Source organism: Mycobacterium hippophais (assembly GCF_027529605.1).
GTDB classification, from domain to species: domain Bacteria; phylum Actinomycetota; class Actinomycetes; order Mycobacteriales; family Mycobacteriaceae; genus Mycobacterium; species Mycobacterium arseniciresistens.
In genome coordinates this window covers 203,023-229,549 of the sequence record NZ_JAPZPY010000001.1, presented here as the reverse complement: position 1 = coordinate 229,549, position 26,527 = coordinate 203,023, and the positions used below count along the sequence as shown (strand labels likewise).

23 protein-coding genes are annotated in these 26,527 nt (G+C 70.1%); 9 read left to right on the top strand and 14 right to left on the bottom strand.

Features of this window, described 5'->3' with window-relative positions; genetic code table 11:
* Positions 1–4: 4 nt before the first annotated feature.
* The 8 genes from O6P37_RS01075 to O6P37_RS01040 form a co-directional block, all read right to left on the bottom strand.
* A complete protein-coding gene (locus O6P37_RS01075) occupies positions 5–1,279 on the bottom strand; it encodes a hypothetical protein (protein ID WP_269892337.1) in 1,275 nt (424 codons plus the stop codon).
* Positions 1,276–2,040 (bottom strand): SDR family NAD(P)-dependent oxidoreductase, encoded by a 765-nt coding sequence (locus O6P37_RS01070; RefSeq protein WP_269892336.1) that lies wholly within the window; start codon positions 2,038–2,040, stop codon positions 1,276–1,278. Before O6P37_RS01070 ends, O6P37_RS01075 begins: the two co-directional genes overlap by 4 nt.
* Positions 2,037–4,361, bottom strand: a complete 2,325-nt coding sequence (locus O6P37_RS01065) for a CaiB/BaiF CoA transferase family protein (RefSeq protein WP_269893133.1) — start codon at positions 4,359–4,361, stop codon at positions 2,037–2,039. Before O6P37_RS01065 ends, O6P37_RS01070 begins: the two co-directional genes overlap by 4 nt.
* Before the next feature lie 5 nt (positions 4,362–4,366).
* Positions 4,367–5,338 carry an enoyl-CoA hydratase/isomerase family protein gene (locus tag O6P37_RS01060; RefSeq protein WP_264013222.1) on the bottom strand — a complete coding sequence of 324 codons (972 nt, stop codon included), beginning with the start codon at positions 5,336–5,338 and terminating at the stop codon, positions 4,367–4,369.
* 32 nt (positions 5,339–5,370) lie between these two features.
* The gene (locus tag O6P37_RS01055) at positions 5,371–6,207 is read right to left on the bottom strand and encodes a mycofactocin-coupled SDR family oxidoreductase (protein ID WP_269893132.1); all 837 of its coding nucleotides are present in this window, start codon (positions 6,205–6,207) and stop codon (positions 5,371–5,373) included.
* Positions 6,204–7,433, bottom strand: a complete 1,230-nt coding sequence (locus tag O6P37_RS01050; RefSeq protein WP_269892335.1) for a cytochrome P450 — start codon at positions 7,431–7,433, stop codon at positions 6,204–6,206. Before O6P37_RS01050 ends, O6P37_RS01055 begins: the two co-directional genes overlap by 4 nt.
* Positions 7,434–7,563: 130 nt before the next feature.
* Positions 7,564–9,579, bottom strand: a complete 2,016-nt coding sequence (locus O6P37_RS01045) for an oxidoreductase (protein ID WP_269892334.1) — start codon at positions 9,577–9,579, stop codon at positions 7,564–7,566.
* On the bottom strand, positions 9,576–10,145 hold the full coding sequence (locus O6P37_RS01040) for a PadR family transcriptional regulator (protein ID WP_269892333.1): 570 nt from the start codon (positions 10,143–10,145) through the stop codon (positions 9,576–9,578). The genes O6P37_RS01045 and O6P37_RS01040 overlap by 4 nt, the downstream gene beginning before the upstream one ends.
* Positions 10,146–10,416: 271 nt before the next feature.
* Here O6P37_RS01040 and O6P37_RS01035 point away from each other — a divergent pair, with 271 nt between their 5' ends.
* The 3 genes from O6P37_RS01035 (at position 10,417) to dapC (ending at position 13,488) form a co-directional block, all read left to right on the top strand.
* Positions 10,417–11,775 carry a nucleotide sugar dehydrogenase gene (locus tag O6P37_RS01035; RefSeq protein WP_269892332.1) on the top strand — a complete coding sequence of 453 codons (1,359 nt, stop codon included), beginning with the start codon at positions 10,417–10,419 and terminating at the stop codon, positions 11,773–11,775.
* A gap of 262 nt (positions 11,776–12,037) precedes the next feature.
* Positions 12,038–12,361 carry a ferredoxin gene (gene fdxA, locus O6P37_RS01030; RefSeq protein ID WP_264013218.1) on the top strand — a complete coding sequence of 108 codons (324 nt, stop codon included), beginning with the start codon at positions 12,038–12,040 and terminating at the stop codon, positions 12,359–12,361.
* A 41-nt stretch (positions 12,362–12,402) separates the two neighbouring features.
* Positions 12,403–13,488, top strand: a complete 1,086-nt coding sequence (dapC, locus tag O6P37_RS01025) for a succinyldiaminopimelate transaminase (protein WP_269892331.1) — start codon at positions 12,403–12,405, stop codon at positions 13,486–13,488.
* 4 nt (positions 13,489–13,492) lie between these two features.
* Here the strand turns inward: dapC and O6P37_RS01020 are convergent, their stop codons facing one another.
* Complete coding sequence (locus O6P37_RS01020; RefSeq protein WP_269892330.1) at positions 13,493–13,945, bottom strand: MarR family winged helix-turn-helix transcriptional regulator; 453 nt, start codon at positions 13,943–13,945, stop codon at positions 13,493–13,495.
* Between the two features lie 57 nt (positions 13,946–14,002).
* Here O6P37_RS01020 and O6P37_RS01015 point away from each other — a divergent pair, with 57 nt between their 5' ends.
* The gene (locus tag O6P37_RS01015; protein ID WP_269892329.1) at positions 14,003–15,229 is read left to right on the top strand and encodes a multidrug effflux MFS transporter; all 1,227 of its coding nucleotides are present in this window, start codon (positions 14,003–14,005) and stop codon (positions 15,227–15,229) included.
* Positions 15,230–15,269: 40 nt separating this feature from the next.
* The gene (locus O6P37_RS01010) at positions 15,270–17,042 is read left to right on the top strand and encodes an acyl-CoA dehydrogenase family protein (RefSeq protein WP_269892328.1); all 1,773 of its coding nucleotides are present in this window, start codon (positions 15,270–15,272) and stop codon (positions 17,040–17,042) included.
* 83 nt (positions 17,043–17,125) lie between these two features.
* Here O6P37_RS01010 and O6P37_RS01005 read toward each other — a convergent pair whose 3' ends face one another.
* Positions 17,126–18,703, bottom strand: a complete 1,578-nt coding sequence (locus O6P37_RS01005; RefSeq protein WP_269892327.1) for a PucR family transcriptional regulator — start codon at positions 18,701–18,703, stop codon at positions 17,126–17,128.
* An 83-nt stretch (positions 18,704–18,786) separates the two neighbouring features.
* Between O6P37_RS01005 and pruA the strand changes: the two genes are divergently transcribed.
* Positions 18,787–20,415, top strand: coding sequence for an L-glutamate gamma-semialdehyde dehydrogenase (gene pruA, locus O6P37_RS01000; protein ID WP_269892326.1), 1,629 nt, complete (start codon positions 18,787–18,789; stop codon positions 20,413–20,415).
* A gap of 1 nt (position 20,416) precedes the next feature.
* Positions 20,417–21,376: a proline dehydrogenase family protein gene (locus O6P37_RS00995; RefSeq protein ID WP_269892325.1), complete on the top strand. Its 960-nt coding sequence runs from the start codon at positions 20,417–20,419 to the stop codon at positions 21,374–21,376.
* Between the two features lie 87 nt (positions 21,377–21,463).
* Here O6P37_RS00995 and O6P37_RS00990 read toward each other — a convergent pair whose 3' ends face one another.
* The 4 genes from O6P37_RS00990 to O6P37_RS00975 all read right to left on the bottom strand — a co-directional run bounded on the left by O6P37_RS00990 (position 21,464) and on the right by O6P37_RS00975 (position 24,733).
* Positions 21,464–21,964 (bottom strand): Rv2253 family sensor-like surface protein, encoded by a 501-nt coding sequence (locus O6P37_RS00990; RefSeq protein WP_269892324.1) that lies wholly within the window; start codon positions 21,962–21,964, stop codon positions 21,464–21,466.
* Positions 21,965–22,014: 50 nt separating this feature from the next.
* A complete protein-coding gene (locus O6P37_RS00985) occupies positions 22,015–23,670 on the bottom strand; it encodes a nucleobase:cation symporter-2 family protein (RefSeq protein ID WP_269892323.1) in 1,656 nt (551 codons plus the stop codon).
* Positions 23,671–23,738: 68 nt separating this feature from the next.
* A complete protein-coding gene (locus O6P37_RS00980) occupies positions 23,739–24,137 on the bottom strand; it encodes a YybH family protein (RefSeq protein ID WP_269892322.1) in 399 nt (132 codons plus the stop codon).
* Positions 24,138–24,193: 56 nt separating this feature from the next.
* On the bottom strand, positions 24,194–24,733 hold the full coding sequence (locus tag O6P37_RS00975; RefSeq protein ID WP_269892321.1) for an NUDIX domain-containing protein: 540 nt from the start codon (positions 24,731–24,733) through the stop codon (positions 24,194–24,196).
* Positions 24,734–24,774: 41 nt separating this feature from the next.
* Here O6P37_RS00975 and O6P37_RS00970 point away from each other — a divergent pair, with 41 nt between their 5' ends.
* Both O6P37_RS00970 and O6P37_RS00965 read left to right on the top strand, forming a co-directional pair.
* Positions 24,775–26,181 carry an acyl-CoA synthetase gene (locus tag O6P37_RS00970; RefSeq protein ID WP_269892320.1) on the top strand — a complete coding sequence of 469 codons (1,407 nt, stop codon included), beginning with the start codon at positions 24,775–24,777 and terminating at the stop codon, positions 26,179–26,181.
* On the top strand, positions 26,172–26,519 hold the full coding sequence (locus O6P37_RS00965) for a VOC family protein (RefSeq protein ID WP_269892319.1): 348 nt from the start codon (positions 26,172–26,174) through the stop codon (positions 26,517–26,519). The genes O6P37_RS00970 and O6P37_RS00965 overlap by 10 nt, the downstream gene beginning before the upstream one ends.
* Positions 26,520–26,527: the final 8 nt, after the last annotated feature.

Below are 26,527 nucleotides of genomic sequence, written 5' to 3'. Positions count from 1 at the left end.
CGCGCTAGCCGAGTTCGGCCAGGGCCGCGGCCATATCGCGCGTGCGCCAGAGGTTGAGGACGTTGCTCAGCATCTGCAGCGGCGCCCGCACGCTCTCGTCATCGCGGATGCGCGGGTCGAAACGGGTGGTGTCCGGGCCTGCGTCGGGCACCCGGGCCGCCACCAGCGCGGGCACCCCGAGCAGCCAGGTGATGCCCATCAGTGCGGTGTAGCGCAGCACGTGCCTGCGCAGCCCCGCCGGATCGAGGTGCGGTCCGCCGGAGGCGGCGACCTCGGCGCAGAAAACCTCGGTGAGCTCATTGAAACTGTCGTCCCAGAGGGCGGTTTCGGCGCCGCTGAGCGATCCCCAGATCGCCATCGCGACGTTCATCCGGCTCACACAGCCCCAGTCCAGCAGTCCGCAGCGCATGGTGCCGTCGGCGTCCCGCCAGAACCACGCGTTGTCGACGTTGGCGTTCCAGTGGCACAGCCCGATGTGATCCTGTGCGCAGGCCAGGCTGCGCCAGATGTCGGGTTCGCGGCGCATCACCTCGTGGGCCTGTTCACCGAGCCGGCCGAGGAACTCCGGTGAACCCACGCCGGCCGGCAGCAGCGCGGGGTGGGCGCGCGCGAACTCGCCGAGTGCGGCCAACCGGCGGTCGAGGCGACCGGCGGTCAGCGGCACCGGTTCGCCGACGGCGGCGGCCTTCAGGTCGACGGGGAACGACTCGGTGAGTTGGGCGGGCAGCACCCCGGACCTGTGCGCGCCGACGAGCCGGGCCAGCGCCGTCAGCAGCGCGCGGTAGTGCTCCTGCGGCGACGGCAGCTCGTCGTCGCGGCACTTGTGGTGTTGCGGCTCGATGCCGTTGCGCCCGAACGGGATCCGCTCGGTGATCAGCACACCGGTGCCGGTGCCGCCGTGGTAGTCGGCGAACATGGTGCGCGGCACCGCGATCGGGAAGCCGGGTGCCTGGGCGAGTGTGGCGAAGGTGACCTCGGCGGCCATCTGCGTCCTGCCGTGGTCGCGCACCGGGTCGTCGAAGTCGCGGGAGAACTTCACGAACAGTGCCGTGGGTGGTCCGGCTCGGAGGTACTCCACGTCCAGCGACGCCTTGCGTCCGGTGCTGCCGCCGGGCACCTCGTCGCAGCCGTCGACGCGGACGACCCGGTTGTCGGGGTCAAGCGCGCCCGCCGCCCGGAACGCCTCGGTGAGGAACGCGGCGCCGCCGTCACGCAGGGCGGCGATGTGGGCGGGGAACACGATCCCCAGGTGGTCGCCGGTGGGCCAGGCGCCGGTCACCACGTCTGCTCGGCGGCGCGCACCAACATGTGGTTGACGGCCACCCGGCGGTCACGGGTCACCATGTAGGTCACCGCGTCGGCGACGTCCTCGGGCCGCAGTTTCACCATCCCGGCGGTGCGCTGATCGATCGCCGCGCGGGACTCGGCGGGCAGGTGGTCGTTGATCTCGGTGTCGACGGTGCCGGGCCCGACGACGCCGACGCGGACCCGGCTGCCGATGAGTTCCTGCCGCAATCCCTCGTTGAATGCGTTGACGCCGAACTTCGTCAACGAGTACACCGCGGTGCCGGGCCGGGCCACCCAGCCCGCGGTGGAACTGACCGTGACCACGTCGGCCACACCGCGCGGCGAGTCGGCGGCGGCGTCGATGAGGTGCTGCAGCGCGGCACGCGTTGCGTACAACACGCCCTGCACGTTGACGGTGACCAGGTCGTCCCAGTCGTCGAGGGAGGCCGCGGCCGCCTCGCCCGTGCGGATCAGGCCGGCGTTGTTCACCAGGATGTCCAGCCTGCCCCACCGGGATACCGCGGCGGCCACGGCGGCGGTGACCTGCTCCTTATCGGACACATCGGCGGGCACGGGCATCGCGCTGCCGCCGTCGGCCTCGATGGCCGCAGCCACCTCCGCGAGCCGGTCGGCGCGGCGGGCCAGCAGGGCGACGGCGGCACCGCGGGCGGCCAGCATCCGCGCCGTCGCCGCGCCGATGCCGCTGCTGGCTCCGGTCACCAGGGCCACGGTGCCCGCCAGTGCTGCTGTCATCGCATCTCCTGCGCGCCGAGGATGTCACCGAACACGAAGTCATTGTGCTCGCCGAGGTCGGGTGCGCCGCGTTCGATGCGGGCCGGGTCGCGGGCCATCCGCCACGACGGCCCCAGCACCGGCCGCGCGCCTTCGCGGTGGTCGGTCACGATGCGGTACAGGCCGCGCTCCCAGAGGCGTTCGTCACCGATCACGTCGAGCGCCGTCGCGCTCTTGGCGGCCGGAACCCCCGCGTCGTGCAGGCGTCGCACCAGCGGCGCGGCGTCCAGGCCGCCGGTGAGGTGGGCCAGTTCGGCATCCAGTGCGGCGGACTGGCGCAGGCGGTCCCTGGTGGTGCGGTACCGCTCGTCGGCGGCGAGGTCGGAGGCGCCCAGCGCGGCGCACAGTGCCGACCACTCGGCGTCACCGGCGACGGCGATGCTGACCCAGTCGCCGCCGGTGCACGGGTAGCAGCCGTGCGGCGCCATGTCGGGGTGCCGGTTGCCCTCCGGTGTGGGCACCCGTCCGGTCAGGTCGTGGGCGAGCAGGGTGTCGCCGATCATCGACGACAGCACCTCGACCGCGGACACGTCGACGAACTGTCCCTCGCCGGTGCGGTCACGGTGCAGCAGTGCCGCCACGGCGGCGAAGGCGGCGGCGGCGCCGACCGTGGAATCGCCGTAGCGCATGCTGGCGCCCAGTGGCGGGCCGCCCTCGTAGCCCACCAGGGAGGCGAGGCCCGCCAGTGCGGCGAAGCACGGCGCGTAGCCGGTCTGGTAGCCGAGCGGACCGTCGTTGCCCCACATCTTGATCGACACCGAGATGATGTCCGGCCTGACGTCAGTGAGGTCCTCATAGCCGAGACCCTGGCGTTCCATCGCGCCCGGCCGCAGATTGTTGAGCACGATGTCGCTGCGGGCGATGAGGTCACGCAGCCGCGCCATCCCGTCGGGAGTCTTGATGTCGAGGTCGACGCTGAGGATCTCGGGGTTGATGCTCAGGAAGTAGGGGGCGTGGTTGACGTCGGTGCCGCCGTAGGCCCGCATCTCCTCCGGCCGGGCGGCGCTCTCGATCTTGATCACCTCGGCGCCGAGAAGCGCCAGCAGCTTCCCGGCATACGGGCCGGCCCACACCTTCGTCAGCTCGACGACGCGCACCCCCGCCAGTGGACCACCGCGCTCCGTCGCCGGCGGCGCCTGCACGGGTGCCGGCCGGACGGGTCGCCGCTCGCCCAGCACCTCGGTGGTGTGCCGGCCGAGAGCCGGTGCGGCGCAGATGATGTCTGCCGGTGACGCGCTCATCAGGTAGGGGACCGTGGGGTGCTGGCCGACGCCGAGGACCGGATGTGCCACGTCGCGGAAGAAGCCGCGGTGACGGTACTGCGGCGAGCGGTGCAGATCGTCGGCGTTGTTGACGGGCACCAGCGGCACACCGGCGCGCTGCGCCTGCTCGGCGACCGTCTCCCCGCGGCGATCGCGGATCCAGTCGGCGAAGCCGCGGTGGAAGGTGGCGACCTTCTCGGCGGTCACGGAGAACTCCAGCCAGTCGTCCTCGAAGTCGTCCAGCCACGCCGGGTGGTCCATCAGCACCTTGAGGTTCGCCCAGTGGGTGCCGCTGGTCATGTACAGGTAGACATGTCCGTCGGCGCAGGCGAAGAACGACGCCGGGCCCTGCTGGTCGAAGTCGTCGCGGGTGTTCTCCGGTGCGATCTCGCCGCTGAGGAACCTGCCGAGGATGCAGTCGGCGCGCGACACCAGCACGGCCTGCTGCGAAACGTCGACGAACTCACCTGCGCCGCAGTGCGAACGGGAGTACAGGCATGCGGCGACGCACATCGCCGCGTCCAGCCCGGCCTCGTAGTCGGTGAGCAGCCGGCCCGGCGCCTGAAGCGGTGGTCTGGCCGGGTCGGCGTGGCTGGGTGTGTGGAAGCCCCAGCCGCTGCTGTGGAACACGGTGCTGCTGCGATTCTGCGCAGCGGGTGACGCGCCGCGGCCGTATGCCGTCACCGAACAGAACACCACCGTCGGGTGGCGCCGGTACGCCTCGGCGGCCCACTCGGGATCGTGGTCGTCGATGACGGCGTCGGCCGAGGCGACGAGGGCGTCCACGGCCTCGGCGTCGGTGATGCGATCGAGGACGACGGATCGCTTGTTGGTGTTCAGGTACGCGAACACCACACTCTCGCCGTCGATCAGGGGTGCCATGGCCCGGGTGGGGCTGCCCCGCCCGGGCCGTTCGACCTTCACCACGTCGGCGCCGAAGTCGGCGAGCAGCTTGCCGCAGTACTCGCCGGCCACCGACTCGGCGAGTTCGACGATCCGCAGGCCCTTCAGCGCCGACATGGCGGTCAGGGCTTGGCGCGGCCCGAGCGGCTCAGCCGCCACTCCGGCGGGAAGTTCATGTCGTTGTCCTTGACGACGTTGTTGAGTCCCTTCTCGAAGGTGCCGCCGGTGAGGTCGACCTCGTTGTCGCGGTCGTTGGTGATCATCGGCAGCATGCCCTCGACCATTCCGGTCAGCAGGCTGCCCATGTACTCGCCCTTGTGCTGCTTGTAGATCTCGAGGAACGTCTTCTGCACCGCGACGGTGTCGGTGGGCCGGGACTTCGAGCACGCCATCGCGTACTTGAGGGTCTCCGCCTCGAGGTCCTCGCGCGGCACCACGCTGTTGATGAAGCCGCAGTCGTACATCTCCTTGGCGCTGAACGGCCTACCGGTGAACAGCATCTCGGAGAACTTGCGTAGTCCCATGGTCTCGGCCCACCACCACAGCCGGGGTCCCCAGCCGACGTAGCGGAACGCCGGATGGCCGAACAGCGCGTCGTCGGACGAGATCACCAGGTCGGCGTCACCGGCCTGGTAGAAGTGCCAGCCGTAGCAATAGCCCTTGGCCTCGATGATGCTGACCTTGCGGAGCTCCTGCAGCGGACGGTTCCCCGCCGGAGCCTTGGCGTAGAAGTCGGTGACCGTCGACAGGTAGCGGTAGGAGCCGCCGGGCGGGTACTTGACGCTGTCGTCGTTGATGGCCAGCTCGTGCGGCAGCGGCATACCGGGATTCTCGATCATCCCGCGCTGTTCGGGCAGGTCGCCACCGCTGCCGAAATCGTCGCCCTCGCCGCGGATCACGACCACCTTGACGTCGTCGTCGACATTGCACTTGTGGATGATGTCGGCGTAGTTCTGGCGCATGCCCAGCGTCGTGGAGTTGAGCTCCTCGGGCCGGTTGAAGGTGATGTAGGCGATGCGGTTCTTGATGTCCTTCTCGAACTTGATGTACTGCTCGGCTTCCTTCTTCAGCTCTTCGTAGTCGAATTCAGGCATGGGTGTCTCCGCTCACTATTGGGTTCAATCGGTTACTTGAGTAAGCAGCCCGCATCGACGGGCAGCTGAACACCTGTGACGTAACGGGATTCGTCAGAGGCGAGGAACAACACGGCGTTGCTGACGTCCTCGGGTTCCACCCACGGGATCGGCAGCGTGTGCATCATCTGGGAGATCGGCGCGAAGTCCTCCGGCCCCGGGTTCTCCTTGTGCGGTGCGAACAACCGGAAGGTGGCGTCGTTGATCGCCATGGGCGTGTTGACCTGTGTCGGATGTATCGAGTTGACCCGGATCGAATGCCGGCCCAGCTCGACGGCGAAGGTCCGCATCAGGCCGACGACGCCGTGCTTGGCGGCGATGTAGTGGCCGGTGTGCGGGTGAGCCTTCATGCCGCCCACGGAGCTGGTCAGGATGATCGATCCGCCCCTTGCGCCGGAGAGCACGTGCGGCACCGCGGCTTTGACGGTGTGCCAGACGCCGGTGAGGTTGATGTCGATCATGTCCTGCCAGATGTGTTCCCGCAGCTTGTGCAGTTTGTTGCCCGCGTTGCCGATGCCCGCGTTGGCCACCACGATGTCGAGGCGGCCGAGCTGGTCGACACCGTCGGCGAGGGCGGCCGCCAGCGCGTCGTAGTCGCGGACGTCGACCTCCGCGGCGACGATGCGCCGGCCCCGGGCCTCGACGAGGGCCACCGTCTCGGCGAGATCGGCGGGCGTGGATGCGGGATAGACGACGTCGTCGATGGCCCTGCAGATGTCGACCGCGATGATGTCGGCGCCCTCCTGCGCGAGGCGCAGGGCGTGGCTGCGGCCCTGCCCTCGCGCCGCGCCGGTGATGAACGCGACCTTGCCCTCGACCCGGCCCGTCATGGCAGCAGCGCCGGCATCGATTCCCACCCGCGCACCGTCGACGTCGGGCTGAGTTCGGCGTCGGTGAGGTCGATCTCCCATTCCGGGAAGCGGTCGAGGATCTCGTCGAGCGCGATCCGGCCCTCGAGCCGGGCGAGCGCGTTGCCGAGGCAGAAGTGTGTGCCGACGCCGAATCCGAGGTGCTGGTGGGGTTCGCGATGGATGTTGAACGACTCGCTGTCGGGCCCGAACCGGCGTGGGTCGCGGTTGGCGGCGCCGAGCAGCATCATCATCGCGCTGCCTGCCGGAACGGTGTGCCCGTGATACTCGACGTCGCGGGTGACGTATCGGCTGATGTGCGGGGCGGGCGGTTCGAAGCGCACCAGCTCCTCGATGGCGGCGGGCAGCAGCGTTCGGTTGGCGACCAGGGTGCGGCGCTGGTCGGGGTGTTCGGCGAGCACCTTGCCGGCCCAGCCGAGCAGCCGGGTGGTGGTCTCGGCGCCCGCGGTGGCGATCACCTGGAGGTACAGCAGGAGTTCGTCGCGCCGCAGCCGCCGGGTGGCCCCCGTCTCGTCGGCGAACTCGGCGGTGAGCAGTTCGGTCATGATGTCGTCGGACGGGTGCTCGGCGCGCCAGTCGATGTAGGAGGCGAACACCTCGCCGGTGGCGATGGCGCCGTCGGGGTTCTCGGTCATTTTGCCGCCGCGTTCGGTGCGCAGCGTGGAGTCGCCATGGTCGACGACGTGCTGCTGGTCGGCCTCCGGGATGCCCAGCAGCATGCCGATCACCCGCATCGGCATCTGCGCGCCCAGGTCCTTGACGAAGTCGAAGCGGCCTGTCCCGACCAGCGGGTCGAGGCAGCCTGCGGTGAACTCACGGATCTTCGGCTCCAGCGCGCTGACCTTGCGGGGGGTGAAGATCCGGGACAGCAGCTTGCGGTGGATGTTGTGGATCGGCGGGTCCTCGAAGATCAGCGTGCCGGGCGGGATCTCCATCCCGGACTGGATGATCTCGAGCACCGCGCCGCGGGCCGAGCTGAAGGTCTCGTGGTCGATCAGGGCGGCGTCGACGTCGTCGAACCTGCTGAGTGCGTAGAAGTCGTGCCGGTCGTTGCGGTAGAGCGGCATCTCCTCGCGGATCCGGGCGAACATCGGGTACGGGTCGAGGTTGAGCGCCACGTCGTAGGGGTCGTAGTGGATGTCCGGTCGGGCCCCGTCCAGGACTCCGTCCTCGGTGCTGACTGACACGAGATCCCGCCTTTCCCTGCGGGTTCCACACGCCGATGAGCGGTGCCGACGTGGAACCTCCGCCAGTTTGGCAGGCGGGGCGCGGCTTTCGGGCGATTTACACTTTTCGCTTAAGTCGCCCGCTCGCGGGCTAGAGGCGGGCGGCCAGTTCGGTGCCCTGGCGGATCGCCCGCTTGGCGTCCAGCTCGGCGGCGAGCGCGGCGCCGCCGATCACGTGCGGGTCGACGCCGCGGCTGCGCAGGCCGTCCTCGAGATCGCGCACCGACTCCTGGCCGGCGCAGATCACCACGGTCTCGACGGCGAGCAGCCGGGCGTCGAGCCGCTTGGGACCGAAGCTGATGTGCAGTCCCTCGTCGTCGATCCGCTCGTAGTTGACACCCGACAGCTGCTGCACGCCTTTGGCTTTGAGCGATGCGCGATGCACCCAGCCGCTGGTCTTGCCGAGCCCGCGGCCCTGCGCGCCCTCGGTGCGTTGCAGCAGGTACACCTCGCGGACCGCCGGCGCGGGGATCGGGGTCACCACGGCGCCGCGGGCCTCCTGCGGGTCCGCCGCACCCCACTCGGCCTTCCACTCCTTGAGGTTCAGCGTCGCCGACTCGTCGGTCACGAGGAACTCGCTGACGTCGAACCCGATGCCGCCGGCGCCGATCACCGCGACCGATCTGCCGACCGGCCTGGCGCCGGTGATCGCCTCGGCGTAGGACAGCACCTTGGGGTGGTCGATGCCCGGGATCTCGGGATTGCGCGGCGTCACCCCGGTGGCCAGCACCACCTCGTCGAACGACGCGAGGTCGTCGACACCTGCCCGGGTGCGCAACCGGACGTCGACGCCGTGCTTGGCGAGCATCGTGGCGTAGTAGCGCAGTGTCTCGGTGAACTCCTCCTTGCCCGGTATCCGCCGGGCCAGGTCGAACTGGCCGCCGACCGCGTCGCCCGCCTCGAACAGTGAGACCCGGTGCCCGCGTAGAGCGGCCGCGACGGCGGTGGCCATGCCTGCCGGTCCGGCGCCGACGACGGCCACCCGCTTGGCCCGTCGCGTCGGGCTCAGCACCAGTTCGGTCTCCCGGCCGGCCACGGGGTTGAGCAGGCAGGACACCTTCTTGTGCACGAACGCGTGGTCCAGGCAGGCCTGGTTGCAGGCGATGCAGGTGTTGATCTCGGCGGCGGCGTCCCCGGCGGCCTTGTTCACCCAGTCGGGGTCCGACAGCAGCGGCCGCGCCATGGACACCAGCTGGACGTGGGTGTCGGTGAGGATCTGCTCGGCGGCCGCCGGCATGTTGATCCGGTTCGATGCGACCACCGGGACGCTGACGTGTTCGGCCAGTGCGCTGCTGATGTCGACGAACGCTCCGCTGGGCACCGACGTGACGATGGTGGGCACCCGCGCCTCGTGCCAGCCGAAGCCGGAGTTGATGATCGTCGCCCCGGCGGCCTCCACCTCGGTGGCGAGCGCGACGACCTCGTCCCAGCTCTGGCCGTCTTCGACGTAGTCGGCCATCGACATCCGGTAGCAGATGATGAAGTCCTCGCCGACCGCGCGGCGGGTGCGCCGGACGATCTCCACCGGGAACCGGCGGCGCTTCTCGGGGCTGCCGCCCCAGGCGTCGGAGCGCCTGTTGGTGCGCGGCGCCAGGAACTGGTTGAGCAGGTACCCCTCGCTGCCCATGATCTCGACACCGTCGTAGCCGGCCTCCCTGGCGCGCAGCGCACAGCGGACGAAGTCGTCGATGGTGCCGTCGACATCGCGCAGCGCCCGCGGCCGGAACGGGTTGATCGGCGCCTTGACGGCCGACGCGCTCACCGAGAACGGGTGGTACGCATAGCGGCCCGCATGCAGGATCTGCAGCAGGATCTTGCCGTCGTGCTCGTGCACCGCCGCGGTGACGTCACGGTGCCTGCGCGCTTCGGACGACGACGTCAGCTGGGACGCGAACGGCAGCAGCCAGCCGGTGCGGTTGGGTGCGTAGCCGCCGGTGATGATGAGTCCGACGCCGCCACGGGCACGTTCGGCGAAGTAGGCGGCGAGCTTGCCGGTGTCGCGGGCCCGGTCTTCGAGGCCGGTGTGCATCGATCCCATCACCACGCGGTTGCGCAGGGTGGTGAAGCCGAGGTCCAGTGGCGACAGCAGCGTCGGGTACGGCGTCATCGGGTCTCCTCGGTTTCGCGCGTCAGGGCGGTGCCCACCTCGTCGAGCCAGTCGATGGCGCTCTCCTCGGCGCGGATGCCGCCGCGCAGCACCAGGTGTTGGTGCAGCGCACTGCCGGTGAGCCGGGTCGGGTCAGGGAACTGGCGTTTCTCGAACATGCGGTAGGTGTCGAGCAACGCCGCACGTTCGGTGCGCAGCGCGGCGACCTGGTCCCGCAGCGCCGCCACGTCGCCGTGGCTCGCGGCGCGAACCTTCACGGCGAGGTCGCGGGTGCGGTTGTCGGCGACCGAGCCGCCGCGTCCGGTCAGCGGTGCGGCGATCCAGCGGGCGACTTCGGCGCGGCCCTGCTCGGACACGGTGTAGACCTTCTTGTCCGGCCTGCCCTGCTGCACCACGGGGGTGACGTGCACCCAGCCGTTCTCCTCGAGCGTGCGCAGTGTCCGGTAGATCTGCTGGTGAGTCGCGGACCAGAAGTAGCCGATGGAGCGGTCGAAGCGGCGGGCCAGCTCGTAACCCGAACCGCTCTGCTCGCACAGCGACACCAGGATCGCGTGGGGAAGTGCCACCTGCGCACCGTAGAACGCCGGCCGTCCATATGCAACTGAGTGCACAGCACCTGAGTGCATAGACAGTGAATGGCCGTTTACATCGCGGCAACCGCGCCGAGTTTGCTGACTTCGCCAGATCTGCATCCAGATGTGCAGTTCGTCACAGCACAATCGGGCTCAACTGCCCGTATAGGTAGGCATTGGCAGATGATTCGAAGTCCTCTACTATTTGCCCATGCCGACGACCTCCGCGCAAAGCGCACTAAAAGGCACTTTGGTCCGAGATATCGTGACGTCGCTCTACGAGCGATCAGACGGTGGCACGGCGGCGCCGGTCAGCGTCTTCGGGCTGGGGTATGCCGGCTGGGTGAGTGCCGTCTGCCTCGCCAGCCGTGGCCACCGCGTCGTCGGCGTGGACGTCGACGCGGAGAAGGTGGCGGACCTCGCCAGCGGTATGGCGCATTTCGGCGAGCCGCTCCTACCCGAGATGGCCGCCAGCGTGGTCGACAGCGGCAGGCTCACCGCCACCACCGACGCCCGATCGGCCGTGGCTTTCACGGAGATCTCGCTGATCTGTGTGGGCACACGGTCGGGCACCGACGGCGAACCACTGATCGCAGACCTGAAGGCCGTCACCGACGAGGTGGGCTGGGGCCTGGCCGCCAAGGACGGCTGGCATGTCGTCGTGTACCGCAGCACGATGACGCCCGGTACCTGCGAGAAGCGGCTTGTCCCACGATTGGAGGCGGCGTCGGGTAAGCGCGCCGGCATCGACTTCGGTGTCTGTGTCAACCCGGATTTCCTCCGCGACGGGACCGGGGTGCGCGATTTCATGGAGCCGTCGAAGACCGTTGTCGGGCAGAGCGATACACGCAGCGGCGATAGCGTCATGGAGCTCTATCGCGGCCTTCCCGGGCCGCACCTGCGGGTGCCCGTCGCGGTTGCGGAGATGGCCAAGTACGTCGACAACGCCTACCACGCGTTGAAGGTGGGGTTCGCAAACGAGATCGGAGCCATCTGCGCCGCTGTGGACCTCGACTCGCATGCCGTGATGGACGTGTTCCTTGCCGACACCACGCTGAATGTGAGTGCCGCGTATCTGCGGCCGGGCTTCGCCTTCGGCGGCTCATGCCTGCCGAAGGACGTCCGCGCGCTCACCCACACCGCTCGCCACAACGACGTCGACACCCCTCTGCTGGCGAACCTGCTCGAATCGAACGAGACGCACCTGCGCCGCGCCGTGGACATGGTGATCGCCCGCGGGCGGCCCAATGTCGGCATCTTCGGACTGTTCGCGAAGCCGGGCGCAGGCGACCTGTGCGACAACCCCATGGTCGAACTGGCTGACCGTCTCATCGGCAAGGGCTTCGACGTGAAGATCTACGAGCCGAGCGCCAGCGTGTCCCGCGCGCTCGACGCAGACATGGCGTATCTGAGAAGGAGAATGCCGCACATCTCGGACGTGCTCACCGACGACATCGACGCCGTGCTCGTGCACGGCGAGGTCCTCATCGCAGGCTCGAGGTCCGGCGAGGTGGTCAAGGCCGTCGACCGGGCGAAGGCCGATCAGCTGATCATCGACCTGATCCGCCTTCCCGACGCCGACCGGCGCCGCGGCACCGCCGGTTACGCCGGCATCGGTTGGTGACGACGCCCTGCGGCATGCACGCATGGCGTTGCTGAGCGATCGTCCAGCAGTTGGGTATGAGGGTGGTGTCGCGACTAGGCACTTGTATGTGCGACGTCTAGTATCAGTAACCACGCGCCACCCGTAAGGGCGGCGCGTGAAGTTAGGGCACACTGAGACGAACGTCCAGGTATCGCTCCTTCATACTTGCGGCGAACTCTCAGGGCCCGACACATACCGCAGCCCAACTGGACATTCAGACAGGAAGACTGAGGAGACCCCGGTGACGTACACGATTGCCGAACCCTGCGTCGACATCAAAGACAAGGCGTGCATCGAGGAATGCCCTGTCGACTGCATCTACGAGGGCGCACGCATGCTGTACATCCACCCGGACGAGTGCGTCGACTGTGGCGCATGCGAGCCGGTCTGCCCCGTGGAGGCGATCTACTACGAGGACGACGTCCCCGACCAGTGGAGCCAGTACACCCAGATCAACTCCGACTTCTTCACCGAACTCGGTTCGCCGGGCGGCGCCTCCAAGGTCGGCCAGACCGACAACGACCCCGCGGCGGTCAAGGAGATGCCACCGCAGGGTGAGGGCTGATCACGTCGACTGACGCGGCTCGCGAGCGGGCCCGGCATCGGGTGTCGGCGACGCTGCCGACCTTTCCGTGGGACACCCTGTCCGCGGCGACCGCGCAGGCGCGGGCGCACGCCGGCGGCCTGGTGGACCTCTCCGTCGGCACGCCCGTCGATCCGGTGGCGCCCGTCATCCGCGACGCACTGGTCGCCGGCAGCGCGGCGCCGGGATACCCGACCACCGCCGGGCGTCCGGAGCTGCGGGCCTCGGCGGAGCACGCGCTGCGTCGGCGTTACGGCGTCACCGGCCTGGCGCCCGACGCCGTGCTGCCGGCGATCGGCACGAAAGAGCTGATCGCGTGGCTGCCGACGCTGCTCGGGCTCGGCCCCGACGACGTGGTGGTGGTGCCGGAGCTGGCCTACCCGACCTACGACGTGGGTGCGCGGCTGGCCGGTGCACAGGTGCTCCGCGCGGACTCCCTGACGCAGCTCGGCCCGCAGACGCCCGCCCTGATCTACCTCAACTCGCCCAGCAACCCGACCGGCAAGGTGCTCGGCGTCGATCACCTCCGCAAGGTCGTCGGATGGGCGCGTGAGCGCGGGGTGCTCGTCGCCTCCGACGAGTGCTACCTCGGCCTCGGCTGGGACGAGCGGCCGGTGTCGGTGCTGCATCCGAGCGTCTGCGACGGCGACCACACCGGACTGCTCGCCATCCACTCACTGTCCAAGACGTCGTCGCTGGCCGGCTACCGCGCCGGTTTCGTCGCCGGCGACCCGGCGGTCGTCGCCGAACTCCTGGCCGTCCGCAAGCACGCAGGCATGATGATGCCGACGCCGGTGCAGGTCGCGATGGTCGCCGCACTCGACGACGACGAGCACGAGCGCGAACAGCGGGAGCGCTACGCCCGCCGCCGGGACGCGCTGCTGCCCGCCGTGCGCGCGGCCGGACTGCGCGTCGACGACTCCGAGGCCGGGCTCTACATCTGGGCCACGCGCGGCGAACCGTGCCGCGACACCGTCGACTGGTTCGCCCGGCTCGGCATCCTGGTCGCGCCCGGCGAGTTCTACGGCCCGCGCGGCGCCGAGCACGTCCGCATCGCGCTGACCGCCACCGACGACGCCATCGCGGCGGCGGTCGACCGGCTGAGCTGACCGGTCAGCCCATCGCCGCCAGCCGCTGGAACACCGGTGCGGCCTTGATGAGCAGGTCGGCCTCCGCGTCGGTCATCTCCGCCAGCTGATCCCGGACGGCGTCCGACCAGACCGCGTCGATCATCCGCTTGTGCCCGGCCGCCTTGGCGGTCAGCCGTAGCCGGACCGACCGGCGGTCCCGGGAATCGACCGAACGCTCGACCAGTCCGCGGTCGACCAGTCGCCGCACGGTGGTGCTGACGTTGCTCGGCTGGACGGCCACCATGCGCGCCACATCGGACACGGTGATGTCCGGGTGGTCCGAGACGGTGCGCAACACCTCGAACTCGGAGTGCGGCAGCGGTTCCAGGCCGGCCTGGCGCTCGCCGAACCGGCGCAGCGACCACACCACGGTCCGGACGGCCACAGCGATGTCGCGAACATCACGCGCACTGACGTCTTCTCCGCGGGGAGCCATGTCCGCTATATTAGCTCTGGAAATAGCTATAAATCTATAGATAGTGATGTGACTGCGATGAACTCCCGGACCACCCTGCGCGGCACCGAGCCCGCGACGAACACCACCACCCGGCCGCTGCCGCTGAGCTGGCTCGGCGTGCTCGCGCTGCTGACCGCCGTGGCGCCGCTGGCCACCGACATGTACCTGCCGGCCTTCCCGGCGATGGCCGAGGAGTTCGGCACCTCGGCATCGGCGATCCAGCTGACGCTGACCACGTTCATGATCGGGCTGGCGATCGGTCAACTCGTCATCGGCCCGCTCTCGGACCGGTTCGGCCGGCGTCCCCTGATGCTGGCCGGAACGCTGGTGTGCGTGCTGGCCGGCGCGGCGTGCGCACTGGCGCCCACCATCGAACTGCTCACCGTCTTCCGGTTCCTGCAGGGGTTCAGCGGAGCGGCCGGCGTGGTGCTCAGCCGCGCCGTGGTGTCCGACCGGGCGCACGGCGCCGCCGCCGCCCGGGTGTTCAGCCTGATGATGATCATCAACGGCGTCGCCCCGGTGGTGGCGCCGCTGCTCGGCGGATCGCTGATGGGTCTCATCGGTTGGCGCGGCGTCTTCTGGATCATCACCGGCCTCGCGGCGGCGATGTTCGTCGGCGTCGTCGCGGTGCTCGGCGAGACCCATCCCGAGGAACGCCGGATGACCGGCGGCGTGGCCGCCATGCTGCGCGACGCCCGGTCGGTGCTGACGAACCGGCACTACATCGGCTACACCGCGGCCTTCGCGTTCAGCTTCGCGGTGATGTTCGCCTACATCGCGGCCTCGCCGTTCGTGCTGCAGAACGTCCTCGGGCTCTCCGAGATCACCTACGCGATGGCCTTCGCCGCCAACGCCGTCGGGCTCGTGCTGATGAACGCGCTCAACGCGCGGATCGTCGGCCGCTTCGGCCAGCGCCGGCTGCTCGCCCTCGGCACCTCGCTGCTGGTCGTGTTCGCCGCGCTGCTGCTCGTCGACGCCGTCCTCGGACCGGTGCTGTGGGCGACGCTGGTGCTGCTGTGGGGCACGGTCACCTCGCTGGGTCTGGTGATGGCCAATGCGACGTCGCTGGCCCTCGACGAGGTGCGCGCCACGGCGGGCACCGGGTCGGCGATGCTCGGCGCGCTGCAGTTCGGGCTCGCCGCGGTGGTCTCACCCCTGGTCGGGATCGGCGGTGATCACACGGCGGTGCCGATGGCGGTCACGATGGTGGTCAGTGCCGTGATCGGGGCGGGCGCCCTGAAGCTCACCCGGCGATCGGCCTGACCTGCCCCGGTGACGGCCCGCGCCGTAATACGGTCGTGGCATGCGCGACTACGACGTCGAGGCCGTCGACCGGCTTCCGTTCACCACCGACGAGAAGGCGGGCCGGTACCGCACCGAGGACTTCGCCGGCGCGGTCGGGCTGAACTGGTACGACACCGATCCCACGCTGCAGGCCACCATGGCCTACTACCTGCAGCCCGACGAACTCGCCTTCGCCGAGCCGCATCTGACGCGGATGGGCGAGCTGATGGGCGGGCCGGTGGCGCGCTGGGCCGAGGAGACCGACCGGAACCCGCCGCGGCTCGAACGCTACGACCGGTGGGGACATGACGTCGGCCGTGTCGTCATGCCGGCATCGTTCACCGCGGCCAAGCGCGCGGTGCTCGACGCGCAGCAGTCGTTGCGCGCGGATGCGCGTGCGGCCGGGCACAGTTCGGGCCTGATGCTGTTCGCGTCGAACTACCTGCTCGACCAGGCCGACATCGGGATGGGCTGCGCGCTGGGCACCGGCGGAGGCATGGTGCAGTCACTCGTCGCGGCCTACGCACCCGCGGATGTCCGTGATCACGTGCTGGCCAAGTTCGGCTCCGGTGAATGGGCGGGCGAGACCGCCCAGTTGCTCACCGAGCGGACGGGCGGATCGGACCTCGGCGCACTGGAGACGACGGCCACCCGTCGCGGCGACGCCTGGATGCTCAACGGCTTCAAGTGGTTCGCCTCGAACTGCAACGGCGAGGCGTTCGTCGTGCTCGCCAAACCCGAAGGGGCGCCGGACTCGTCGCGCGGTGTGGCCACCTTCCTGGTGCTGCGCACCCGTCGCGACGGTTCCCGCAACGGCGTGCGCATCCGTCGGCTCAAGGACAAGCTCGGCACGAAATCGGTGGCGTCGGGCGAGATCGAGTTCGTCGACGCGGAGGGCTTCCTGCTCTCCGGTGAGCCCGACGCCGAGGCCGGCCCGTCCGATGGCAAGGGACTCGGCCGGATGATGGAGCTGACCAACTCGGCGCGGCTGGGCATCGCGCTGTTCGCACTCGGCAACGCCCGCCGGGGTCTGGTCGAGTCGCTGTGCTACGCCCGTCGCCGGCAGGCGTTCGGCGGCGCGCTGATCGACAAGCCGTTGATGCGGCGCAAACTCGCCGAGATGATCGTCGACGTCGAGGCCGCCCAGGCCATGGTGTTCGACGGCACCGGCGCCGCCAATCACCGCCAGCCCCGCCGTATCCGGCAGCGCATTGCGGTGCCCGTCACCAAGCTCAAGGTCTGCCGGCTCGGCATCACCATCGCCTCCGATGCCATCGAGATCCACGGCGGCAACGGCTACATCGAGGGCTGGCCGGTGGCCCGGCTGCTGCGCGACGCCCAGGTCAATACGATCTGGGAGGGCCCCGACAACATCCTGTGCCTCGACGTGCGCCGCGGGATCGAGCGGGCGCAGGCCCACGAACCGCTGCTGTCCCGGATGCACGACGCGGTCTCGGTGTCCGACGGCGACGAGGTCACGGGGCTGGTGGCGGAGCGCATCGGCGATCTCGAGGCCGCCATCACGGCGTGGACCAAACTCGACGGCGCGGTCGCCGAGGCGAGATTGTTCCCGCTGACCCGTTTCATGGGAGACGTCTACGCCGGCGCCCTGCTGACCGAGCAGGCGGCGTGGGAGCGCGCCGACGGCCGCGGTGAACGAAAAGCGTTGGTGGCACGGCTGTATGCGCAGCGCTATCTCGCCGACCACGGCCCGCTTCGGGGGATCGACGCCGACGGCGACGAGGCGATCGAACGGTTCGACGAGCTGGCCGCAGGCGCGCTGCGGGTCTAGTTCTTCCCGCGAGCAGACACAAATTCGCACTGTCTGCGGTCGCTGAGTGCGAATTTGTGTCTGCTCGCCGAAGTGGTTCGCGCTCAATCGGGTTCGGTTGCGCGAAGACCGAGGGCCAGCACCAGCCGGTCGTCAGGGTCGGTGAGAGATGTCGACAGCAGCGTCTCGATGCGCCTGATGCGGTAGCGCACGGTGTTGGGGTGCACGTGCAACCGGTGGGCCACGGCCGCGATGTCACCGAACCCGTCGAGATACGCGCACAGGGTGTGCGCCAGCATCGGGTCGCGCTCGCGCAACGCGCGCACCCGCGGATCCACCAGCCGGGGCTGGGCGGCCACCTGCGACACGATCTCGTCGAGCAGCACGGTGGTGCGGGCCTCGTCGACGGTGGTGACCTCCGCGATGGCGCCGGGATGGCGTGCGGCACTGTCCAACACCCGATCCACCTCGGCGCGTGCGGCGGCGGCACCGGCCAGGCCCTCCGGCGAGTGGGCGACCACCGCGCGCAGGCTCAGGTCCAGTTCCCGGCGCAGTGCGGCCACCACGCCGCGGGCCCACGAACCGATGGTCGCCGGGGTGCCCGCGCGGGGGATCAGCACGTACACCCGGTCGCCCGACGAGGCCACCTGCGCATCGCGGCGGAACGCACCTGCGCTCAGCGCGACCACCTCCGGGGGCACCGCGGCCCCGACGCCGTGGAACCCGATCAGCGCGGCCCGGCCTGCGGCGTCGATGCCGAGCTCGCGCGCGGTCGTCACCACGTCTCCGGGGTCGTCGCCGGACAGCCCGAGCAGCAGCTGCACCAGGCGGCTGTGCGACGACGGCGCCGCGGCCAGCCGTGACAGCACCCGCGCCGCCAGCACCGCCCCGCCGCGCAACACGTCCTCGGCGTCGTCGGCCAACGGCTCGAACCCCTGCTGCAGCCAGATGGTGCCCGCGAATCCCGGCGGGCGCCGATCGCCGGCCGACGGCAGGTGGACGCCGACGGCGAGCCGCGGCCGCAGGCCCAGTTCCGGGCGTTCGGCGACGCGGACCACGTCGCCACCGGCGCGCAGGGAGTCGAAGATGCCCCACTGGCCGATCCACTCGAGGTGCTCCGGCGGCCCGGCGCGGCCGAGGATCGACAGCCGCCGCAACTCGTCGGCTTCGGCATTGGAGGAGGAGTACGCCAGCACGTGAGAGGCGGCATCCTCGATGCTGACCAGGCCGCGGGTGCGGTCGGCGATGGCCTGGGCCAACGCGAAAAGATCTGTGCCGCCGGGCAACTGCGTGTCGGACAGGTCGTTGCGGTGGTCGAATATGTGGTTCACCAGCCGGTAGAGCCGCTCCCACCTCGCCTGCGGGTCCACCGCCACCACGGCCACTCCCGCCGCGCTGGCATGCTCGATCAGCCGGGGCGTCGGCGCCTTGACGAAGATCGCGACCGGTGGCCGGGCATGGCCGACCAGCCAACGCGCGGCCGCATCGTCGGGCACGCCGAGCAGGAAGAACAGATCGGCACTGCCCGCACCGAGGGCCAGCCCCAGGCGGACGTCGTCGGCGTCGATCAAGGCGACCGACCCGACCGGGACATCGAGGCCGCGCGGCGCGTGCTCGAGTCCGACCATCGTGCGGTCCAGCGCCAACAGCAGCTCTCCGAGCGGGACACGGGCCGACGGCATACTGTCCGATTCTATAGCCAAAGCCGCAATGTCTTGGCCGATCGGCCAGTCTGCCGGGCGTCCGCTTCGGGGATCCTCATTCCATGGACGCCATCACCGATGTGCCGTTGCCGGCGAACGAGCCGGTGCACGACTACGCCCCCGGCTCGGGTGAACGCACCCGCCTCACCGACGCACTCTCGGCGCTGGCCGCCGACCCCCTCGACCTGCCGCACGTCATCGGCGGCGAACACCGGATGGGCGGCGGGACGCGCATCGACGTCGTGCAGCCCCACCGCCACGGTGCGCGGCTCGGCACGCTGACCAACGCCGAGCACACCGACGCAAGCGCGGCCGTCGACGCGGCGATCGCCGCCAAGGCCGGCTGGGAGGCCACCCCGTTCGACGAACGCGCCGCGGTGTTCCTGCGCGCGGCCGACCTGCTTGCCGGCCCGTGGCGGGAGAAGCTCTGCGCCGCCACCATGCTCGGCCAGTCCAAGTCCGCCTACCAGGCCGAGATCGACGCGGCGTGCGAGCTGATCGACTTCTGGCGATTCAACGTGGCGTTCGCCCGTCAGATCCTCGAACAGCAGCCGCTGAGCACCCGCGGCGTGTGGAACCGCACCGACTACCGGCCGCTCGAGGGGTTCGTCTACGCGATCACCCCGTTCAACTTCACCGCGATCGCGGGCAACCTGCCGACCGCCCCCGCCCTGCTCGGCAACACCGTGGTGTGGAAGCCCTCGCCGACACAGACGTTCGCGGCCTACCTGACCATGCAGCTGCTCGAGGCGGCGGGCCTGCCGCCGGGGGTGATCAACCTGCTCACCGGAGACGGTCAGGCGGTGTCCGAGGTGGTGCTGAGCGACCCGCGGCTGGCGGGCATCCACTTCACCGGATCGACGGCGACGTTCCAGCACCTGTGGCGCGAGGTCGGCGCGAACATCGACCGTTACCGCACCTATCCGCGGCTGGTGGGGGAGACCGGCGGGAAGGACTTCGTGCTCGCGCACACCAGCGCCGACCCCGACGTGCTGCGGGCCGCGCTCATCCGCGGCGCGTTCGACTACCAGGGGCAGAAGTGTTCGGCGGCCTCGCGGGCGTTCGTGCCGCGGTCGGTGTGGCAGCGGATGGGTGACGACTTCCTCGGCGCCACCGAAACCCTGCGCTACGGCGACGTCGCCGACCTGACGAACTTCGGCGGCGCGCTGATCGACGAGCGCGCATTCACCAAGAACGTCGCCGCGATCGAGCGGGCGAAGAGCGCGCCGAACGTGACGATCGCCGTGGGAGGCGAATACGACGACAGCGAAGGATATTTCGTGCGGCCGACGGTGCTGCTGTCCGACGACCCCGGCGACGAGTCCTTCAGCACCGAGTACTTCGGGCCGATCCTGAGCGTGCACGTCTACCCCGACGGCGAGTACGAGCAGATCCTCGAGACCGTCGACGCCGGCGCCGCATACGCGCTCACCGGCGCGGTGATCGCGACCGACCGTACGGCGGTGCTGGCCGCCCAGACCCGGCTGCGCCACGCGGCGGGCAACTTCTACGTCAACGACAAACCGACCGGCGCCGTCGTCGGCCAGCAGCCGTTCGGCGGTTCCCGCGGTTCGGGCACCAACGACAAGGCCGGGTCGATGCAGAACCTGCTGCGCTGGACGTCGGCCCGGTCGATCAAGGAGACGTTCGTCCCGGCCACTGATCACCGCTACCCGCACATGGGCGCGTGACATGGGCGTCTTCCAGCGGGTGGCCCGTCCGGCGATCCTCGCGGCCGGCCGGTCGAAGCGGTTGCGCCGCACCGCCGAGCGAATCCCGTTGACGCGCAGCGTGGTGCACCGGTTCGTGCCGGGGGAGACGGTCGATGATGCGCTGAGCTCCGTTGCGGCGCTGCGTGATTCCGGCCGGATGGTCAGCATCGACTACCTCGGCGAGGACGTCGCCGACGTCGAGGCCGCCACCGCCAACGTCGACGCCTACCTCGGGCTGCTCGACGCGCTGGGCCGCCGCCGTGACACCGGTTCGGCGGTGCGGCCACTCGAGGTGTCGCTGAAGCTGTCGGCCTTGGGGCAGGCGCTGCCCCGCGACGGCGAGAAGATCGCGCTGGAGAACGCCCACACGATCTGCGGGCGGGCCCAGCAGATCGGAGCGTGGGTGACCGTCGACGCCGAAGACCACACCACCACCGACTCGACGCTGTCGATCGTGCGGGAACTGCGCGCCGACTTCGACTGGCTCGGCACGGTGCTGCAGGCCTATCTGCGCCGCACCGAGGCCGACTGCGAGGACTTCGCCGCTGCCGGGGCGCGGATCCGGTTGTGCAAGGGCGCCTATGACGAGCCGGCGACGGTGGCGTACCGCGACGCCGACGAGGTCACCGACTCCTACCTGCGTTGCCTGCGGGTGCTGATGGGCGGCTCGGGTTACCCGATGGTGGCGTCCCACGATCCGGCGATCATCGGCGCGGTTCCTGCCCTGGTGCGCGAACACGGCCGCGGTGGCGACGATTTCGAGTACCAGATGCTCTACGGCGTGCGGGATCCCGAGCAGGTCCGGCTGGCCGAGGGCGGTGACCCGGTGCGGGTGTACGTGCCGTTCGGCACCCAGTGGTACGGCTACTTCGTCCGCAGGCTGGCCGAACGTCCGGCTAACTTGACGTTCTTCCTACGAGCGCTCGCCGAACGCCGCTGACTCTGCGCCCAGGGCGCATTGACATTGCTCACAGATCGCCGCGACAGGCGAAATCGTGATCTGAGTGCAAAGTCAACGCAGAGATTCTCAGAAGACGGGGGAGGCGTCGACGGCCATCTCGACCGAGCCGTTGCACGGGCCACCCTGGATGTCGGTGCGCCAGTTACCCCGCAGGACGCCGTCGGAGTGCGGCGCGTACCACGCCACCGACCGGGCCGGCGCCCACACCTTCTCCACACCCGGGCCCTGATAGCAGTCCCACTGCCAGTCGTAGACGTGCACCCACTTCTCGCCGTCCCAGGTGTAGCGGGGCGGCTGCGGCAGGGTCGGGTTCTGCGGCTTCGGCCCGCCGACGACCGTGGCGACGCACCGCCCCGTCGAGCAGTCGGTGCTGAACAGGTACACGTCGCTGAAGGTGGGCTCCCACTGCTGGGCGGCCAGACTCGTCCCGGTCTTCTCGGCGGCGTAGCGCACCAGCGAATAGCGGCCGGACCAGACCTGTCCCACCGCATGAGCGGTCGAGGGGATCACGAACGCGGCCACGGACACCGCGGTCAGCAGGACCGCGCCGAGGCGGCGAATGTGCATCGTCCCACCGTATGACGGTGAACGCCGGGCAGCCGGTTACGCCACGCCCGCTACTCGCGACTGCGCCGCGAGAACCGGCCCTCGGTGACCTCGTCCCACTTCTGGCACACCGCCTCGACCCGCGGGTCGCCCTGCTGCTTGATCCACTCGCAGGTCGCGACATCGGTGGAGGGATTCGTGACGATGATTGTTTGCAATTCGGGCCGCTCCTCGGCGAGCTCGCGCAACTGCTGCGGCGGGGTCGACGGGTCGGCCGCCCGCAGCGCGTCGAGCGGATCGGGCAGCGCGCCCCGCGGCGCGTCGTACGCCGCTGGGGTGTCGTCCTCCGGGGCGGCCCGGTGGCGGTTGAGCAGGAGGTTGAGCGCGATCGCGGTCACCGCTCCGGCCGAGATACCGGAATGGAAGATCGTCTGGAACCAGTCGGGGAACTGGTGATACAGGTCGAGCGAGACGTTGACCGGGCTGTCGGCCAGCGCCCGGTCGGTGTAGTACAGCTTGGCCTCGGTGAGCATCGCGACGCCCACCGAGATCGCCACCACCAGGACGTTCGTGTTGTCGAACCGCACCTTCGCCAGTGTGCGCACCCCGCTCGCGGCGACCATCCCGAACAGCGCCACCCCGGCGCCGCCGAGCACCGGCAGCGGGATGCCCTCCACCACGGCGGCCATCTTCGGTAGCAGACCAAGCAGCACCAGGATCACCCCCGCCGCGGTCGCGACATGGCGGCTGCGCACCCCGGTGATCGCGACAAGGCCGACGTTCTGCGCGAACGCCGTGTACGGGAACGTGTTGAAGACGCCGCCGAGCACCGTGCCCAGACCGTCGGCGCGCAACCCGTCGGCGAGCCGTCGGGGCGTGATCTTCTCGTCGACGATCTCACCCACCGCCACGATGTCGCCGGTGGTCTCGGTCATGATCACGATCGCCACGATGAGCAGCGCGATGATCGAGCTGATCTCGAAGGTCGGCAGCCCGAACTGGAACGGTGTCACCACGCCCACCCAGCCGTACTCGCCCATGTGGCTCCAGTCGGTCATCCCCAGCGGGATCGCCACGACCGTGCCCACGATCAGGCCGAGCAGGATCGACACCCGCCGCACACTTTCGGGTGCGAAGCGTTCGAGCGCGATGATGAGGGCGAGGGTGAAGAAGCCCATGCCGACGGCCTTCGGGTCGCCGAAGTCCGGACCCGTTCCGCCGCCGAACCAGCCGGCGGCCACCCGCATCAGCGACACCCCGATGATGAGGATGATGGTGCCCGTCACCAGCGGCGGGAAGAAGCGGATCAGCTTCCCGAACACCGGTGCGAGCGCCATCATGAACAACCCGCAGGCGATGACGGAGCCGTAGATCGTCGTGATGCCGTGGTTGGCGCCGATGGTGATCATCGGCCCGACGGCGGCGAACGTGACGCCCTGCATCAGCGGCAGCCGGACCCCGAACCGCCAGAAGCCGACCGCCTGCACGATGGTCGCGATCCCTGCCACGAACAGGTCGGCCATGATCAGGTGCACGATGTCGGACTGCTCGAGCCGCCCGGCCGCGACCATCGCGCCACCGACGATCAGGGGCACCGCGACGGCGCCGGCGTACATCGCGAGGACGTGCTGCAGGGCCAGCGGCACGAGCCGGCGCAGCGGCGGGATGTCGTCGACGGGGCGGCCGTTCGCCCTGCCCTCGATGAGCGTTCTGGTCAACGTGGCCATGGTGCACCCATCTTGAGGTGGCGCTGTTTCGCGGCTTTTCCGCGCCGATGACCGTTGTATTACTCCGGTCAGTCGAGCATCGGGAAGGAATGGTGTTCGTGGGTGACCCGCCAGCGGCCGTCGACCCGGCGCAACCCCACCGTGATGCGCAGCCGGTTGTCGGGATTGGTCTCGAATTCCTCAGGCTTGCCGCACCGCAGCAGGCCCCACGCGAAGGCGACGTCCTCGCCAGCGGTGACGTCGAGTTCCTCGATCTCGAATTGCGCGCCCTGGCGGATGTACTCGAAGAACGGCGGCCACGACGCCCGGTACTCGTCGATGCCGCGCACGCCGCGGTAGGGCGGCGGGACGTCGAACATGACGATGTCGGGGTCGTGGCCGACCAGCACCCCGTCCTGGTCGCAGTCGCGGATCGCGGCGGCCCAGCCGCTGATGACCTCTCGGATCTCGTTGTCGTCGGTACTCATGGGATTTCCTTCCGTCCTGAGTGCTGACCTCCCCCGACCGCCCGGGTCATCGGTCGCTAGGCGTGCTCGCTGAGCAACAGCAGGGCCCACGCGGCGATCGACTGGGCATCGGTGATGTCGCCGTCACGCATCATCTTCTCGACCTCGGCGCGGGAGAACCAGGCGCTGTGCATGTCCTGCTCCTCGTGCTCGCGGTCATGGTCGCCCTGCGTGACGCCGGTGGCCAGGAAAACCCACCCCCGCTGACTGCTCATCCCCGGCGCGACGTCGAGCCGGCCCAGCAGCGTCAGCGTCGCCGCACGCAGTCCGGTCTCCTCCCGCAGTTCGCGGGCCGCCAGCGGCTCGGCGTCCATCGCCGCCATCCCGGGCGCGGTGCCCTGCGGGAACTCCCAGCGCCGCAGGCCGAGTGGATACCGGTACTGCTCGACCAGGGTGAACCGGTCGCCGTCGCGCGGGATCACCAGCGCGTAGGTCGGCTTGTCGACCACCGCGTAGATGCCGGGGCTGCCGTCGGGGCGGCGGATGTCGTCCTCGCGCACCGTCAGCCACGCGTTGCGGTACACCTCTCGAGACCCGACGCGCTCGATGGAAGTCACCGGCACAGTATCGCCGAACCGCGGCGAGTAGCCTCGCTGGCGTGTTGCTGGCCTCGCTGAATCCCGCCGCGGTAGCCGGGGGAGCCGACATCGCCGACGCGGTCCGGATCGACGGGGCGGTGCTCAGTCGCAGCGATCTGGTCGGCGCCGCGACCTCGGTGGCCGAGCGTGTCGCCGGCGCGCACCGGGTGGCGGTGCTGGCCACGCCGAGCGCGGCGACGGTGCTGGCCATCACCGGCTGCCTGATCGCCGGGGTGCCCGTGGTGCCGGTGCCCGCGGACGTCGGCGCCGCCGAACGCCGCCACATCCTCACCGACTCGGGCGCCCAGGCTTGGCTCGGCACACCGCCCGCCGACGACGGCGGGCTGCCGGTGGTCCCGGTGCGGATGCACGCGCGGTCGTGGCACCGCTACGCCGAACCGCCGCCCGAGGCGCCGGCACTCATCATGTACACCTCCGGCACCACCGGCCCGCCGAAGGGCGTGGTGCTGAGCCGGCGGGCGGTGGCCGCCGACATCGACGCGCTGGCCACGGCATGGCAGTGGACCGCCGAGGACACGCTCGTGCACGGCCTGCCGCTGTTCCATGTGCACGGCCTGGTTCTTGGCCTGCTGGGCTCACTGCGGATCGGCAACCGGTTCGTGCACACGGGGCGGCCCAGCCCCGCCGGCTACGCCGAGGCGCGCGGATCGCTGTACTTCGGGGTGCCGACGGTGTGGTCGCGGATCGCGGCCGACGCCGACGCCGCACGGGCGCTGTCGTCGGCGCGGCTGCTCGTCTCCGGGAGCGCGCCGCTGCCGGTGCCGGTGTTCGAGCGGCTCGCCGAGCTCACCGGCCAGGCGCCGGTGGAGCGGTACGGCAGCACCGAGACGCTGATCACCGTGAGCACCACGGTCGACGGGGAACGCCGGGCCGGCTGGGTCGGGCTTCCGGTGTCCGGCGTCCGGACGCGGCTGGTCGACGAGGCCGGTGACGAGACCGCGCACGACGGCGAGACCATCGGCAGGCTGCTGGTGTCGAGCCCCACGATGTTCGACGGCTATCTGAACCTGCCCGACGCGACGGCCGCGGCGTTCGACGGCGACGGCTGGTTCCGCACCGGTGACGTCGCGGTGGTCGACGGGGGCGGCATGCACCGCATCGTCGGCCGGGAGTCGGTGGACCTGATCAAGTCCGGCGGCTACCGGGTGGGCGCCGGCGAGGTGGAGGCCGCACTGCTCGGGCATCCCGGCGTCGAGGAGGCCGCCGTCGTCGGCGTGCCCGACACCGACCTCGGGCAGCGGATCGTCGCCTACGTCGTCGGCTCGGCGGATCCGGACACCCTGATCGCCTACGTCGCCGACCAGTTGTCGGTGCACAAGCGGCCGCGGGAGGTCCGGCTGGTCGCCGAACTGCCGCGCAACGCGATGGGCAAGGTGCTCAAGAAGGAACTCGCGCAGTGGGATTGAGGTTCACCGAGGTGTGCGTCGACGCGGCCGACCCCCGCGCACTCGGCGCCTGGTGGGCGGGGGTGCTCGGCTGGCCGCACGAGATGGACGACGACGGCGACGTGCGATTGCGCGCGCCGGACGGCGCGGGACCCGACTGGTTGTTCCTCGCGGTGCCCGACGACAAGATCGTGAAGAACCGGATCCACTTCGACTTCACCCCGGCCGACCAGCAGGCAGAGGTCGACCGGCTGGTCGGCCTCGGTGCGCGGCACGTCGACATCGGACAGGGCGACCGGAGCTGGGTGGTGCTGGCCGACCCCGAGGGCAACGAGTTCTGCGTCCTGGCCGCCCCGTAGACGGGGCG

Bases quoted from the DNA above. Each gene is read 5' to 3' on its own strand.
- O6P37_RS01070 (WP_269892336.1), bottom strand. From the start codon at position 2,040: ATGACAGCAGCACTGGCGGGCACCGTGGCCCTGGTGACCGGAGCCAGC.
- O6P37_RS01065 (WP_269893133.1), bottom strand. From the start codon at position 4,361: ATGTCGGCGCTGAAGGGCCTGCGGATCGTCGAACTCGCCGAGTCGGTG.
- O6P37_RS01060 (WP_264013222.1), bottom strand. From the start codon at position 5,338: ATGCCTGAATTCGACTACGAAGAGCTGAAGAAGGAAGCCGAGCAGTAC.
- O6P37_RS01055 (WP_269893132.1), bottom strand. From the start codon at position 6,207: ATGACGGGCCGGGTCGAGGGCAAGGTCGCGTTCATCACCGGCGCGGCG.
- O6P37_RS01045 (WP_269892334.1), bottom strand. From the start codon at position 9,579: ATGACGCCGTACCCGACGCTGCTGTCGCCACTGGACCTCGGCTTCACC.
- O6P37_RS01020 (WP_269892330.1), bottom strand. From the start codon at position 13,945: ATGGCTCCCCGCGGAGAAGACGTCAGTGCGCGTGATGTTCGCGACATC.
- O6P37_RS01015 (WP_269892329.1), top strand. From the start codon at position 14,003: ATGAACTCCCGGACCACCCTGCGCGGCACCGAGCCCGCGACGAACACC.
- O6P37_RS01010 (WP_269892328.1), top strand. From the start codon at position 15,270: ATGCGCGACTACGACGTCGAGGCCGTCGACCGGCTTCCGTTCACCACC.
- O6P37_RS01005 (WP_269892327.1), bottom strand. From the start codon at position 18,703: ATGCCGTCGGCCCGTGTCCCGCTCGGAGAGCTGCTGTTGGCGCTGGAC.
- pruA (WP_269892326.1), top strand. From the start codon at position 18,787: ATGGACGCCATCACCGATGTGCCGTTGCCGGCGAACGAGCCGGTGCAC.
- O6P37_RS00995 (WP_269892325.1), top strand. From the start codon at position 20,417: ATGGGCGTCTTCCAGCGGGTGGCCCGTCCGGCGATCCTCGCGGCCGGC.
- O6P37_RS00990 (WP_269892324.1), bottom strand. From the start codon at position 21,964: ATGCACATTCGCCGCCTCGGCGCGGTCCTGCTGACCGCGGTGTCCGTG.
- O6P37_RS00985 (WP_269892323.1), bottom strand. From the start codon at position 23,670: ATGGCCACGTTGACCAGAACGCTCATCGAGGGCAGGGCGAACGGCCGC.
- O6P37_RS00980 (WP_269892322.1), bottom strand. From the start codon at position 24,137: ATGAGTACCGACGACAACGAGATCCGAGAGGTCATCAGCGGCTGGGCC.